Annotated in this window: 13 protein-coding genes; 3 read left to right on the top strand and 10 right to left on the bottom strand. The window is 67.4% G+C overall.

From position 1 onward, the window contains the following. Positions 1–16: 16 nt before the first annotated feature. From BMX07_RS13985 to BMX07_RS13960, 6 genes are all read right to left on the bottom strand, one after another. Complete coding sequence (locus tag BMX07_RS13985; protein ID WP_245742118.1) at positions 17–2,290, bottom strand: ArnT family glycosyltransferase; 2,274 nt, start codon at positions 2,288–2,290, stop codon at positions 17–19. 18 nt (positions 2,291–2,308) lie between these two features. Beyond that, the gene (locus BMX07_RS13980) at positions 2,309–3,439 is read right to left on the bottom strand and encodes an extracellular solute-binding protein (protein WP_090618537.1); all 1,131 of its coding nucleotides are present in this window, start codon (positions 3,437–3,439) and stop codon (positions 2,309–2,311) included. A gap of 25 nt (positions 3,440–3,464) precedes the next feature. Further along, a complete protein-coding gene (locus BMX07_RS13975; protein ID WP_090618536.1) occupies positions 3,465–4,685 on the bottom strand; it encodes an alpha-1 4-glucan-protein synthase in 1,221 nt (406 codons plus the stop codon). A 7-nt stretch (positions 4,686–4,692) separates the two neighbouring features. Next, entirely contained in the window at positions 4,693–5,856 is a 1,164-nt protein-coding gene (locus BMX07_RS13970) for a lysylphosphatidylglycerol synthase transmembrane domain-containing protein (RefSeq protein WP_090618535.1), read from the bottom strand. Between the two features lie 113 nt (positions 5,857–5,969). Then, positions 5,970–6,899 (bottom strand): NAD-dependent epimerase/dehydratase family protein, encoded by a 930-nt coding sequence (locus BMX07_RS13965; protein ID WP_090619883.1) that lies wholly within the window; start codon positions 6,897–6,899, stop codon positions 5,970–5,972. Positions 6,900–6,927: 28 nt separating this feature from the next. After that, the gene (locus tag BMX07_RS13960; protein WP_139210903.1) at positions 6,928–7,164 is read right to left on the bottom strand and encodes a hypothetical protein; all 237 of its coding nucleotides are present in this window, start codon (positions 7,162–7,164) and stop codon (positions 6,928–6,930) included. Between the two features lie 120 nt (positions 7,165–7,284). Here BMX07_RS13960 and BMX07_RS13955 point away from each other — a divergent pair, with 120 nt between their 5' ends. Beyond that, positions 7,285–7,737 (top strand): twin-arginine translocation signal domain-containing protein, encoded by a 453-nt coding sequence (locus tag BMX07_RS13955; protein WP_139210901.1) that lies wholly within the window; start codon positions 7,285–7,287, stop codon positions 7,735–7,737. A 73-nt stretch (positions 7,738–7,810) separates the two neighbouring features. Here BMX07_RS13955 and prf1 read toward each other — a convergent pair whose 3' ends face one another. Then, the gene (gene prf1, locus BMX07_RS13950) at positions 7,811–9,070 is read right to left on the bottom strand and encodes a peptide chain release factor aRF-1 (protein ID WP_090618533.1); all 1,260 of its coding nucleotides are present in this window, start codon (positions 9,068–9,070) and stop codon (positions 7,811–7,813) included. A 213-nt stretch (positions 9,071–9,283) separates the two neighbouring features. On the opposite strand from prf1, the gene minD reads away from it, so the two are divergent. Together minD and BMX07_RS13940 are read left to right on the top strand one after the other, a co-directional pair. Next, positions 9,284–10,177, top strand: a complete 894-nt coding sequence (gene minD / locus BMX07_RS13945; RefSeq protein ID WP_090618532.1) for a cell division ATPase MinD — start codon at positions 9,284–9,286, stop codon at positions 10,175–10,177. Positions 10,178–10,500: 323 nt separating this feature from the next. After that, on the top strand, positions 10,501–11,034 hold the full coding sequence (locus BMX07_RS13940; protein WP_090618531.1) for a DUF8159 domain-containing protein: 534 nt from the start codon (positions 10,501–10,503) through the stop codon (positions 11,032–11,034). A 142-nt stretch (positions 11,035–11,176) separates the two neighbouring features. On the opposite strand, the gene argS is transcribed toward BMX07_RS13940, so the two are convergent. The 3 genes from argS to BMX07_RS13925 form a co-directional block, all read right to left on the bottom strand. Then, positions 11,177–12,955, bottom strand: coding sequence for an arginine--tRNA ligase (gene argS / locus BMX07_RS13935; RefSeq protein WP_090618530.1), 1,779 nt, complete (start codon positions 12,953–12,955; stop codon positions 11,177–11,179). A gap of 56 nt (positions 12,956–13,011) precedes the next feature. Further along, on the bottom strand, positions 13,012–13,689 hold the full coding sequence (gene udk, locus BMX07_RS13930) for a uridine kinase (protein WP_090618529.1): 678 nt from the start codon (positions 13,687–13,689) through the stop codon (positions 13,012–13,014). An 84-nt stretch (positions 13,690–13,773) separates the two neighbouring features. Beyond that, positions 13,774–14,310, bottom strand: coding sequence for an NUDIX hydrolase (locus tag BMX07_RS13925; RefSeq protein WP_090618528.1), 537 nt, complete (start codon positions 14,308–14,310; stop codon positions 13,774–13,776). Between the last annotated feature and the right edge of the window lie 14 nt (positions 14,311–14,324).

Below are 14,324 nucleotides of genomic sequence, written 5' to 3'. Positions count from 1 at the left end.
GCCGCGCACTCGATCCCTAACGCTGGTGCCTGAATTGCCCCATCCCGCTCGCGACTCGCCGACGGCCGGACCGATGCGACGACGCCGACGCCACCTCGAGTCGTGTCTCGAAGGTCTCCCAGTCGCTACGGCTCTCCGGATGGTCCGGGAGGTAGGTCCCTTCGGTCCCGCAGTCGGCGACGAGCGGACAGCCGGTCCGTTCGGGCGGCCAGACGACGTCGACCCCGTCGTCGGTCGCTCGGACGGTCACCTCCTGTCGGTAGGTGTACGTCGCGCCTTCCGGCTGGACCTGCGTGACGGTGAGGACGAGTTCGTCGGCGGCGTCGAACGCCACCGACTCGTTCGGCGACTCGTTCAGGCGGGCGACGCCCACGGGGGTGCCGTTCGCGGTCGCGTCGCTCTCGGTTCCAGCGCCGCGCTCGAGGGTCCACGCGACGGACAGCGCCGATCCGGCGTCGGCGACGGTGTAGTCGGCGACCTGGCCGTCGTTCTCGAGGCGAACCCGTACCCGGTCGACTCGATCGGCGATCCCGACGGTCGTTTCGCCGTCGAGTCGCTCGCCCGACCGAACCGACAGCTCCTCGAGTCGGGCGGTGATCTCGTCGCTCGGCGTGGCCGTCCACTCGCCGCGGTAGCTGTAGCGGTAGTACGTCCGGCTCGGATAGGCGTCGAGCACGGCGAAATCGCGGCTCGGAGCGCCGTCGAGCGCGTAGACCACCTCGCCGTCGAGGCCGCCGTCGTTCCGGAGCGCCTGGAACGGGTGGTTCTGCCACTGGCCGTACGGCGTCGGCAGGAAGACCAGCGCGTTCTCGAGGTCGCGCTCCTCGACGGGCTCGTAGGCGGACTCGAACCGGTCCGTGTGGGCGGCGTTGCGCTCGACCGGTGCCGAGAGGAGGGCGGCGTTCGCGGCTCCGGCGACGAGCGCACCGACGAGCAGGACGGCGAGGACGACGGCTCGAGCGGCCCGCGGCGATGCGACGGTCGCGATCCGGCGTCGGATCGCGGCGTCGCGACACCGTCGGTAGCCGACGACGACGGCGAACCCGGCGAAGATCGACAGCGGCACGAGCAGGTCGAAGTGGTAGAACGGCCCGAACTTCGAGAGGAGGCCCGTCGTCGGATCGCCGACGCCGGCGTGTACGTTGTAATTCCCCCAGAACGCGAAGTTACCGAGCGGGACCGAGACGAAGAGGCCGGCCAGCAGCAAGCCCGCGGTCCGGTCGCTTCCACGGCCGCCCGCTTCGTCCGATCCGGGAACGGGGAGCCACCGCCACAGCGCGACCGCCGTTCCCGTCAGCGCGGCGACCGTTCCGAGCGGCCCCGCCGTGAACCAGCGCGTGGCGAAGTACCAGAGGGCAGCGCCGTTCGCCTCGAGGGCGACGGCCGGCGTGTACTCGAGCGAGTGATCGAGGAGTTCGCGGTGGCCGAACCCGGGTCCGTCGAGCGGGGCGAACGCCGCGTACGGAAAGGTCAGGGCCGCGCCCGTGACCCGGGCGTTGTACGCGAGCGCCAGCCCGACGAAGGCGAATCCGACCGCGGCGGTAGCGGCGTTTCGTCGAACGGGGTCCGGGAGGGGGCGGAGTCCGCGGTCCCACCAGCGGTCGCGAACCGATCGCAGCACCGACCAGCCCGCGTGACAGATGAAGGGAAGCGCGAACAGGACGGCGGTGTACGGCCGAGCGAAGAACGCGAGCCCGATCGCGGTCCCGGCCAGGACGGCGTGACGGAGCCGTCCCTCGCGCACGCCGCGGAGATACCACACCGCGAAGGCGCAGTTCAGCAGCGTCGTCGGGGCGTACGGGAGGAACACCGACGACGTCAGGAGGGTCATCGGGGCGGCCGCGAAGACGGCCGCGGCGACCACACCGACCCATCGATCGAACACCATCGATCCGAGGCCGTAGACGAGCGCCGCGTTCCCCAGCGCGACGGCGACGAGCGTCACCCGCGGCTCGCCGAACAGCGCCATCGAGACGGCGTACATCGCGGGGACGACCGGCGAGTACTTCGAGTAGAGTCGCCCGCCGTCTTGCACGAAGAACCACGGCCGGAACGCGTCGGCGAGGTCGCCGGCCCGGAGCTCGAGCTGTCCCTCGAGCAGCATGGCGGCCTGCAGGAGGTAGACACCCTCGTCGTCGTTGCTCGAGTGGTAGGGAAAGAGGTCGGTCGCGAGCGTCCACACTGCGAGACCGGCGAGACAGACGACGGCGAGCGCGGCGAGCTGGACGCGGCGCGGTCGGTCGAGAACGGAGTCGGACGACCGAAGCCGGCGAATCGGATCGCGAATCACGAGGAGCGTGCTGCCCGGTTAGATGCTGATGCCGTCGATGCTCCGCATCAGGTCCAGCGTCGGCTGGAGGTCGGACAGCTCCGCCGGATCGATATCCGGGACGTCCAACTCGTCGACCGACGGCAGTTCGCCGACCGGCTCGCCCTCGGGGATGAGCGGGTACTCGAACGTCTCGACCGCGAAGAACTCCTGGACCTCCGCCGAGAGCAGGTGGCGGACGAAGTTCTCCGCCAGGTCGGGGTTCGACGTGTTCTCGAGGACGGTCGCACCTGCGACGTCGAACGTCGCACCCGCGTCGCCCTCGGTGAACGCCGTCTCGATGGCGGGATCAGACGTGCTCTCGCGGACCCGCTGGATGTAGTAGTGGTTCGTGAAGCCGGCGTCGATCTCGCCGTCCTCGATGGCCTGACAGACTGCCAGTTCGTCGTTGTAGGCCGTGATCCCGTTGTCGACGACGCTCTGGAGCCACTCCCTGGTCGCGTCCTCTCCCTCGAGGAGGCGCATCGCGGTGACGAACGACTGGCAGGAGCCGTAGGAGGGGGCCCAGCCGAGGTCGCCCTCGAAGTCGGCGTAGGCGTCGATACTCGTTGGCATGTCGCTCTCGGAGAGCGCGTCCGAGTTGTACGGGACGGTCCGGATACGGCCGGAGGTCCCGACCCACTGGTCCGTCCGGAACTCCGCGGGGACCATCTCCAGGACGTCGTCCGAGAGGCTCTTCGACAGCCCCTCGCTCGCCACCTCACCGAGCGCGGCCGAGTCGACCGTAAAGAAGACGTCCGCGTCGGTGGCCGAGCCCGCCTGCGCGATCTGATTCGCCAGATACGAGGAGTCGGCGTATCGGGGGCCCTCGACCGAGAAGTCGTCGTATATGTCCTCGAGGCTGCTGATGAGCGTCCCGACGAGGAACTCGTTTCGGCCGGAGTAGATGTGCAGCTCCCCCTCGAGTGCGGGAAGCTCCGACATCGGCGTGCCGCCGGGCTGGCCGCGACCCGCGCGGCCGGAGCCGATCTGATTGAAGACGTTCTCCCCCTCGTCGTCTTCCTCTTCTCCCCCGATCAGGCCCGTACAGCCGGCCAGCCCCGCCGTTCCGAGCGCGGCCGATCCGGCGAGGAACGCTCGCCGACCCGCCGAACCGTATTGCTTCGTCATGTATTTTAGGCTCGCCTAAATGTACTTATAGGCGTCGATTCCCCGCAACGGGCGCGGTCCGCTCGAGGGCGGACAGACAGTCGAGCCAGTCGCGCATGTGTTCGCCGACGTAGTTGAAGAACGCGCCGTTGTTGTACGCCTCCCAGTCGCCGTCGGCGAGTTCGTCGGCCATCGCCTCGAAGACGTCGGCGTAGGAGTCGGCGTCCGCACCGACTTCGTCCGCGGACGGCGCTGCCGTCCGAGCGGCCCGTTGAGCCGTCGGTTCCACGCCGTCGACGATCCGCCAGAGGTGTTCGTTCAGCTCGAGTCCCGGCACCTCGTTGTTGAGGTCGTCGAAGGTGCTTCGAGGAGCCTTGTTGTGCTCGCACAGCGGCGCGCCGTTGTAGATCCGCTTGCCGAGCAGGTCGCAGGCGCGCTTGAGGAAGACGCCCGACCAGATGTCGTCGAACCGGCCGACGTTCCACTCGTTGTCGTCCATCGGAAGCTGGTAGAACGCGGGGATCACCTCGCGCCGGAAGGCGAGATTCATCGAGCAGACGGTGAGGTAGTTGCCCCGCGCGGCGACGAAGTCGTCCCCGAAGTCGTCGCTCGAGGTTCGGGTCTGTGCCTGCCCCTCGAGATCGCCGTCCATGAGGATGCGGACGGCGTCCAGGTCGGGGACGTTGGTCCACAGTCCCTGCGAGGCGACGACCTCGCCGCCGTCGATCTCGGTCGTCCCCGTTTCGACCGTCTCGTCCATCGCCGAGTAGGGGTAGCCCCGCGGGTAGAGGCCGTGTTCGTCGGCGTTCTGATAGAGGACGTTGACCCACTGCTCGTCCGAGGAGACTTCCTCGATCTCCCCCTCGAAGGCGAGGTTCGCCATGTGCGTGCCGAAGAAGTCCTCGTCGGGATGTGGCAGGGTGTCGTCGTCGATAAAGAAGCCGTAGTCGAACTCCTCGTGGGCCCACATGTAGAGCAGCCCGAAGCTCGTCTCGGCGTGACTCGCCGCCGGCACGACGTGGCTGTACGCTTCGACGTCGTGTTCGGCGTACCACTCCTCGCGACGGCTCCCGTCGAAGACCTCGCCCGAGACGCCCTCCTCGTCGAGCATGGCTGCCATCTCGTCGGTCTCGCAGAAGTCCTCGGTGACGAGCACGACGTGGAGTCGCGAGAGGTCGAACCCGTAATTGCGCGCGTTCGCGAAGTACGAGCGCATGCACTCGTACTCCCGAATCGTGGGGACGATAACACAGATATCCTGACTCATTGCTCCGCTATCTTTTAGGCTCGCCTAAAAAGTTGTCGGTCTCCCGCGCCGTCTCCGGCTCCGCCGCGTCCGAGAGCGAGATCCCCAGCGACGCCACCGCGCCGGCACCGCCGACCAGCGTCACGCCGTTTTTCAGCGCGTGATCGACGATCGCCGCGGCCAGAGCCGTCCCCGCACCGACGGGCGTGAGGCCGACGACGAGCGCGGTGAACGCGGCCTCGTAGAGCCCGACGCCGCCCTGGGAGAGTGGGAGGACCTTCGCGAGGTTGCCGACGCTGACGGCCAGCGTGCCGACCGCGAGCAGCGTGGCGACCGCGAGCCCGCTGCCGAGCGCCGCGAGGACGAGGACCGCCGTGAGCACGTCGAGTACCCACACCAGCAGGCTCCCGACCCCGACGGTCGCGACCGCTCTCGGCTGGCGGGCGACGACCTGAACGTCCCCCGCGAACCGGAGCACGGTCTCGAGCCCCCGCTCGAGGCGCGGTCGGCCGGCGGCCCGCGAACGGAGCCGCGACCCCAGCCCGTGATCCGCCCGGGCGGACGTGACGACGACGACCCCGACACCGACGGTCGCCGTGCTCACGGCCGCCGCGGCGACGAGCGCGGTCCGCGCGCCCCCGGCCTCAGCGACGATCTGGAGGGGACCGGCAGCGCCGCTCAGCGCGAGCCACGCCGTCGCGAGCCCCGCGAGCGCGGCGATCGTCGCCAGATCGAACACCCGTTCGACGGCGAGCGACGCGAACCCGGCGGTGTAGGGAACCTCACGGTGAGCGTTCATCACGTACGCGCGGACCGCGTCGCCCGCCCGCGCCGGAATCGCGAGGTTCGCCGTCTGACTGACGAAGATCGCCAGCGTGGGAAACGCCGTCCCGCCGCGGTGTCCCATCGCGGCCAGCACGTCGCCGTACCGCCGCCCGCGGAGCGGCCACGAGACGGCGTAGACGGCGGCCGCTGCCCCGAGCAGTCGCGGATCGGCGCTCGAGATCTCGGCGACGACGGTCCGGAGATCGATCTCTCGGAGGGCGACGAACAGGCCGATCAGGACGAGTATCGTCCCGGCGACCGTCAGCCGGCGGCGCGTCAGGACGGTGGCGACCCCGGCACGTCCGGATTCGCTACCGGCCGCGTCCGACCCCGACCCCAACCCCGACCGCTCGTCCCCGTCGTTCATGTGCGCATCCTCTCGAGCGCACATATTTAAGCCCACCTAAAACGCCGCCGATCGGGTCCGACGTTCGCTCTCGAGGACGTTTCCGAGATGGCGGCTGTTCGCAGTTCCGACGTTCACCGCAGTTCGTCGACGATCTCGCGCGTCGAGCGACGGACCGCCTCGTCGCTCGAGAGTCGGGGCTCCCAGCCCAGCGCCGACAGCTTCTCGATCGAGAGCCGCATCTTCGGCACGTCGCCGGTCCAGCCGCGCTCGCCGCCGGTGTACTCGCGCTCGGGGTCGACGCCCAACTCCTCGGCGACGATGGCCGCGATCCGATCGACCGAGGTCGTCGTGCGCGTACCGAGGTTGTAGGTGTTCATCGCGTCGTCGGCGTGCTCGACGACGTGCAGCATGGCGTCGAGACAGTCCTCGACGTGGAGATACGACTTCTCCTGGCGGCCGTCGCCGAGGATCGTCAGGTGCTCGGGGTCGTCCCGTAGCTTCTCGACGAAGTCCGGGACGACCGCCCCGCGAAGCCGCGGCCCGACCACGTTCGCGAAGCGGAAGTTCCAGACGGTGAGGTCGTGGCTGTGCGCCCGCGCGGAGAGCAACCCCTCGTCCGCGAGTTTGCTCGCCCCGTAGGCGCTGATCGGCTCGAGCGGCGCGTAGTCCTCGGGCGTCGGTCGCGGGGCCTCCCCGTACACCGTCGACGAGGAGGTGTAGGCGATCTCGGTCGCGTCAGCGTCGGCCATCGCCTCGAGAACGTTGCGGGTCATCTGCGTGTTGTCGTCGAACTGACCGTGGGGCCGATTCGTGTCGACGTGTTTCGACGCCGCGAGGTGGAAGACGAGGTCGATATCGTCGAGGCGGCCCACGAGGGTGTCTGGGTCGGTGAGGTCGACCTCGACGAAGTCGGCCGCGTCGGGGACGCGGTCACCGTCGCCGTTCGACAGGTCGTCGACGACCGTTACGTCGGCTCCGTCTTCGAGCAGGCGCTCGGTGAGGTGGGAGCCGATGAACCCGGCACCGCCGGTGACGAGGACGCGTCCGTTCGAGAGAGTCATGGTCGACGATTCCACGAGGGAGCGTTAATCACCTCGGATTTCGTTTGGCGTCGGATCGTCTGGTGGGCGTGACGGGGCGACTCGCGACCGCTCGCAGCACCTCGCCGATCGGGGACGTCTGGAAGACGATTTCGAGGCGGGTCTCGAGGATGCCGATTTCGTCTCCAGCATCGATGAAACCAGCGACGGACGGGCGATCGATACCCGTGATCAGCATCGCGAGAAGCGGGGCCGGTCGATCCGCAACTAGCGACACTGTGGTCACGCGGTGAATCGTGCCCGGCCCGTGACCGACGACCACCCAGTAATCGGGGTGTGAAACGTGTTCATCCGATGACTTGATGCGGTATTCGACCGAACCACCTACGTGCGGGAGGGGATGAGAATGCCACACAGGAGTAAAAGCGCTAGTACCGAAACCACCCTGGAACGCCGCGACGTGTTGCAGCGTGCGGGCCTCGCAGCGGGCGCGCTCGCACTCGGCACGAGTGCCGCGACGGGATCGGCATCGGCCCAGACCAGCAACCGGGTGCTGGGGTTCTCGCGATGCCTTTACCCGGGGCGAGCGTTCGAGGTGATCGACAAACTCGACCAGGGGACGACCGTCGAACTCTTGCAGGTCGACGGCGACCCGGTGCCGGAGATCTCTCGGCCGGACGAGTGGACCGGCTACATCATCCGCTACGAGGGACACAGAGGAAACAACGCCGGGTTACCTACATTTCTCTTCGTTCGCGACCGCAGCCTCCGAGCCGGCGATACGGGGGTGTTCGGCGGGGACATCCACATGTTCAACTCGAATCTGAACCTGCTGCGAACGTCGCTGGACCGACCGTGACCGAACACCTTTTTTCGATCGAAAACTATCGAAACCGACAGCGCTATCCGCGACAGCAGCGAGTGCAGGACGATTAGACGCCGGTGCTGTACCGCAGGAGGCCGGCGAACCCACCGAAGGCGTTGTAGAGCTGCTCGCCCTTCTCGAAGTCGGTGGAGATGAACTTGGTCTCGGTGCCGCGCTGTTCGGCGATCTCGATGAGGTGGTCGATCGCGTCCTCGCGGTCCTCCTCGGTCGCCTCGACCTCGGTGCCGCACTCGGTGCAGGTGTGAGTCGGCGTCGACTTGCGGCGGTCGACCACTTCGCGCTCGGTTTCGCTGCACTCCGGGCAGTCGTAGGTGATCACGTCCTTCCGGAGGTCCTCGCTGATCAGGAGGCGATCGACCGCCCCCATCATCAGGTTCCGACGGGTCTGCTCGAACCCGTAGGTCGCCAGCTCGCCGGCGTTGAGTTCCTCGAAGAACTCCTCCATCTGCTGTTTGTCCTTCATCACCTCGGCGTCGGCCAGCGCGTCCTCCGCGTTGTCGACGAGGTCCTTCAGCCCGGACTCGTCGGTGTAGGCGACGTCGAACTTCCCGATGACGTTGTCCTGTATCTCGTGGTGGAGGTAGTCGCCGTCGAGAAACTCGTCTTTGGTCGGCGAGGGACCGCCGACGAGGATGCCGTCGAGCTCGTGGCGTCGTGGCACGAACAGATCGTTGGCCATCCCCGCGACCTCCTGGTAGAAGTTGTCGATGGCCTCGAGTCGCAGGCGGGCGAATCGCTGGGCGGACTGGCCACCTTTGCGCTGCTTGCCGGGAACCAGCGAGGAGGCGGACTTGACCGGCTCGATGCGTTTGCCCTTCAGCCAACCGACGTTGGCCTCGCGGCGGTCGAGGACGATCAGCCCGTAGAGGCCCTTGTCGGCGAGCATCTCCTCGAGCGGCTCGGTCAGGAAATCAGAGTCGCAGTGATAGCGGAACGACTCGATGGGCTGGGGCGGGCTCTCGAGGACCTTGGTGACCATGTCGGTGCGGCCGCCGCCGGAGTCGACGGCCCCGGAGAACAGGACGATGCCGTTGTCCGGCGGGTAGGTGTCGTAGTATCGCAGCCGGTCTTTGATACTCGTCAGCGCGTCCTGAACGGCCGTCCGGGTCTGTTTTGACTTGATGTTGGCCGCTTCGCTGTGTTCCTGCGTGACGTGCTGGACCACGTCACTGATCTGTCTGTCGTCGGGTACGTAGATCGTCACGAGCTGCGTTCCGGAGCCGTCGTAGTCCTTGAGGTCCTCGATGACCTTCCGGAACTCGTACTTTTTCCGGTCGGATTGCTCCTGCTCGCCCTCCTGGCTCATTATCCGTATAAAACGGGGCTGTGGGTAAGAATCCTTTGACACACCTGCTGGCGTGGGACGAAATGGCGTTCCGGACGACGTCGCCCGCCCTGGCGGTCGCCGGAACGGACCGTGTCGGGCCCCGTCAGAGACGTGTCGCCAGTCTGGAACGACGCGGGCGGTGAGGTCACGATTTAAGGTGTTCCCGTTCTAGGGTCCGGACAGTATCCACGTATGTCTCACGAGACGGTCTACGCCATCGCGAGCGGGAAGGGCGGCGTCGGAAAGACGACGACGACGGTAAACCTCGGGACGGCCCTCGCAGAGGCCGGCGAGCGCGTCGCCATCGTCGACGCCGACCTCGGCATGGCGAACCTCGCCGGGTTCGTCAGTCTCAACCCCGACTCCACTACCCTCTACGACGTGTTAGCCGGAGATGCATCGATCGACGACGCGACCTATCGGTTGGCGGATAATATCGTCGCTGTCCCCAGCGGGACCAGCCTCGACGAGTACGCCGAAACCTCCCCCGAGGGGCTGCGCGACGTCGTCGAAGAGCTGCGATCCCAGTTCGACTACGTCTTTCTCGACGTCGGTGCCGGCATCAGCCACGAGACCGTCCTCCCGCTGGGACTGGCCGACGCCGTCGTCCTCGTCTCGACGCCCGAGCCGGCCGCCGTCCACGACACGACGAAGACCATCGAGCTCACCGACCGCGCGGGCGGTGAGATCGCCGGCCTCGTCCTCACCCGTACCCGTCCGGACGGCGACATCTCCCACGAGGAGATCGCCGGCCGCCTCGAGACCCCCCTGCTCGGGACGATTCCCGAAGACCCGGAGGCCCGCGATAGCGTCTACGCCGGAACGCCGCTGGTCGTCTTCGAACCCGACGGGCCCGCTGCGGTCGCCTACCGACGGCTCGCGGCGGACCTGACCGGCGTCGACGTGTCGGTCTCGACCGACGGCGGCGAGCGCGATCCCGACGGGTCCGCAGCCATCGACCTCGAGCAGGACGGCGACGGGGCTGCCGTCTCGAGCGGGGGCGGTCCGGAGCGAGACGACGACAGTCGGGAGGCGGCACACGACGACGTCTCGAGTGCGATCACCGAGGCGGAATCCGACGGCTGACCGCCTCGTGGCGCGTGACCGTCGAGAGTCCGGAACTCGACGGTCTCCCCGTCGGTAATCGGTGCTTTCCGCCGTCGAACCGTCATTTTCCGACCCGGCTTCGTTCGAACGCAGTGATTACCACCCGAACGTGACCGTCATCGCCGAACGAACGTCGTGCTCGGCGTGTCGACCCGTTCGGCGCGGAATCAACTCGTTTCGAACCGTTTGTCGGTCGTTTCCGGGGCGGTTGTCGCTCTCGAAACTGCCCGAAATAGTCGCTCTCGAGGACAGAGACGATAACGAACTGATTACTAATCATGACTGTTCTCGATGGGTCGCCCATGGAGCGACGAAAGATCCTCCTCGGCAGTGGCGCAGCGCTCGCAACCGTGCTCGCGGGTTGTTCCAGTGACGAGACTGGCGACGACTCCGAATCGAACAACGACGGCGACGACAACGATGACGAATCACTGGGCGGCAACGGGAACGGCGATACCAACGAAACCGAGACCGATACCAAGCCGAAGGTCCCGGGCCTCGACAGCGACAAACTGACACTCGACAGCGACAAGATCTCGATCAAGGACGTCAACAAGGACGGCGACGAGGTCGACGTCGTCGCGACGACGACCACGACCGACCCCGAACGGCTGCGAACGGAGCTCGAGTCCCTCGGAAGGGCCCTCGCTGCGGCGATCACCGACCGCGAGAAGTTCAAAGCCGAGATCAAGAGCGTCACGTGGGTGCTCGAGTCCGACGGCGCGAAGGTGATGTCGTTCTACGTCGACGTCCAGTGGGCGATCGCGTTCATCAACGACGAGATGAGCGAAGACGAGTTCATCGAGACCGTCCTCGATACCACCGACGAGACGTAGTCCGCGCCGACCCGGTGACACAGACCGCTCGTTCTTTCGACCGCAACGGCGAGTAGCCCCGCGGTCGCCCGCCGTTACGGGCGGTGATCGGACGACGGGTGGGTGGTAACGGCGACAGCGACAGCAACGGCAACCGGCCCGCTCACATCGACCGCGGCGCGGCCACGCCCAGGATCGACAGGGCGTTCGCGACCGCGTGCTTCGAGGCCGCGACCAGCGCCAGCCGCGCGTCGCGGACCGCGGGATCGACGTCGTCGGCGAGGACGGGACACTCCCGGTAGAAGCCGTTGAACCGGTCGGCGAACTCGCGCGTGTACGTCGCGATCTGGTGTGGCTCGAGGTCGTCGGCCGCTTCGTCGACGACGGCCGGGAACCGGGCGATCGTCTCGAGCAGGTCCCGTTCCGCGTCGGTCTCGAGTAGGTCGGCGTCGACGGCGGTCTCGACGTCGTCCATGCCGGTTTCGGGGTCGATTCCCGCTTCCTCGAGAATGCCACAGCACCGGGCGTGGACGTACTGGACGTACGGGGCGGACTGGGCCTCGAAGTCCAGCGCGCGGTCCCACTCGAAGGTGATCGCCTTCGTCGGCTGTTTGGCGACGATGTCGTAGCGAACGGCACCGATCCCGACCTGGTGGGCGATGCGCTCGATGTCCTCGTCGTCCAGTTCGTCGTCGCGGATGCGGTCGTCCAACCGGTCCTCGACCTCGCCGCGAGCGCGGTCGATCGCCTCGTCGAGCAGATCGTCGAGGTCGACGCCGGTGCCCCGGCGCGTGCTCATCTTCCCTTCCGGGAGGTTGACGTACGAGTAGAGGACCTGCCGGAGCGGGTCCGTCTCGTTGCCCAGCAGTTCGAGAGCCGTTCGGACCTGCTTCGCCTGCAGCTTGTGGTCCTCGCCCAGCACCGTCACCGCGCGGTCGTACTCGTCGAACTTCCACTCGTGGTGTGCCAGGTCGCGGGTGGCGTACAGCGAGGTGCCGTCCGAACGCAGGAAGACGAGGTTCTTGTCGATCCCGTACTCGTCGAGCTCGAGCTGCCAGGCGTCCTCCTCGTAGACGGATTCGTCGAGCTCCTTGAGGCGGTCGACGAGGTCGTCGGTCGCGCCCGAGCGCATGAACCGCGTCTCCTTGACGAACTCGTCGAACTCGGCGGGCAGGCGCGCGAGACACTCCGTCATGCCGCCCAGCACCTGGTCGACGACCTCGCTGACCCGCTCGTAGGCCTCGTCGTCGCCAGCCTCTAGCCCCTGCATGATCGATTCGATCTCGGCTTCGGCCGCCTCGACCTCGTCCTCGGCGGCGTTCTCGAGGTAGGCGTTACCCTTGCGGTAGTAGCGCACGAGGTCGTACTCGATGCGGTCGCGCTCGGGCGGCTCGTCGAGGTCGTCCTCGTCGAAGGTCTCGTAGGCCCAGGTGAAGACGGCCATCTGCCGGCCGGCGTCGTTGACGTAGTAGTGGCGATCGACGTCGTAGCCGGCGAAATCGAGCAGGTTGGCCACCGCGTCCCCGATGACCGGGTTCCGCGCGCGGCCGACGTGGACCGGTCCCGTCGGGTTCGCGCTCGTGTGCTCGACGACGATCGACTCGTCGCGGTCCGAGAGGTGTCCGTACGTCTCGTCGGTCGCCTCCTCGAGCGTCTCGGCGAGGTAGGCGGCGCTCGGCAGGAAATTGAGATAGGGACCTTGCGGTTGCACGTCGGAGACGTAGGTCAACTCGTCGGCGTCGATCTCGTCGGCGATCCGCCCGGCGACCTGCGGTGGGGGCGCGCCCGCCTCGCCCGCGAGGCGGAACGCAACGCTCGAGGCGAGAACGCTGTCGACGTCGTCCGGCGGTTCTTCGATTCCGAGATCGTCCGTCGGAAAGTCGAGTTCCGAGAGCGCCCGCTCGAGGGCGTCCTCGACCTCCGCGCGTAGGGTGAGGAACATACCGGCCCGTATTCAGGGCTCGAGTAAAGGAATGTCGGGTTTCGTTTCGACGGCGGTCAGTTGATCGCCTGTCCGTCGAGCGACAGTTCGCGCTCCGGGCCGTCGGATCGCCCCGAGTCGTCCGGCAGTTCGGCCTGCACTTTCTCGATCAGGAGATCGAGCGCCATCCGATTCGCGCCCTCGGGAATGATCACGTCGGCCTGCTTCTTCGTCGGGGCGACGAACCGCTCGTGCATCGGCTTGACCGTCTCGAGGTACTGGTCGATGACGCCCTCGAGGTCGCGGCCGCGCTCGATGACGTCGCGTTCGATCCGGCGCAGGATGCGGACGTCCGCGTCGGTCATCACGTACACCCGCAGATCGAGCATCTCGCGGATCTCCTCGTCGTGGAGGGAGAGGATTCCCTCGAGGACGATGATGTCGGAGGGCTCGACGGTGACGCGTTCGTCGGTGCGGTTGTGCAGTTCGAAGTCGTACTGGGGCATCTCGATCGATCGGCCGGTCAACAGCGCGTCGAGTTGCTCCCGGAGTAGTTCCCACTCGAACGCGTCGGGGTGGTCGTAGTTGATCTCCTCGCGCTCCTCGAACGCCAGATGCGAGAGGTCCTCGTAATAGTTGTCGAGCGGGATCCGCGTGACGGCCTCGCCGACGGTCTCCGCGACCGTGCGTGCGACCGTCGTCTTCCCGGCACCCGTGCCGCCGGCGATCCCGATGGCGAACGACGGTATACTCATCGTCCGGACCTGGGTCGGGTCGCTAATGAATCCCCTGATCCCGCCGTGTACCGGTTCGTCCGAGAGCGTCGTCGGCGATGGGGGCTACTCGAACAGCCCGGCCGCCTCGCGGAACCGGTCCTCGTGGACCGGGCGGAAGGTCTCCCCGGAGGCGTCGAACTCGGCCGGCGTCCAGAACCGGGCGTCCGCCGCGTCGCTCCCGGCCACCGGCTCGCCCGCCGCGTCGGCGCGCTCGACCACGTAGTGAACCGTCACGACGTGTTTTCCATCTCGAGGCGGCATCGCGGACGCGCTCAGAATCTCGAGCGCCGTCGGATCGACGGCGACGCCGGTCTCCTCCTCGAGTTCGCGAGCGGCCGATTCGGACGGCTCCTCGCCGATCTCCATGTGGCCGCCCGGGATCGTCCACTCGCCGATCCCGGGCGGGACGCCCCGTTCGACGCAGAGCACGGCCGGCTCCGGCCCCGACCGATCGACCACCGCGACGCCGGCACAGGGGACCGGGTTGTGCCAGACGATCGTCGCGCAGACCGGACAGCGCATGCGCTCGCGCTCGTCGAACGCGGTCGACTCGAGGCGGGTGCCGCAGTCGGGACAGAACGTCGGCGGTCTGCTGACCATCTATCGAGTCGTCG

This window comes from Natrinema salaciae (assembly GCF_900110865.1).
GTDB classification, from domain to species: Archaea; Halobacteriota; Halobacteria; order Halobacteriales; family Natrialbaceae; genus Natrinema; species Natrinema salaciae.
Note: the sequence above shows the minus strand (reverse complement) of the source record. Positions and strands in the feature narration are given on the sequence as shown.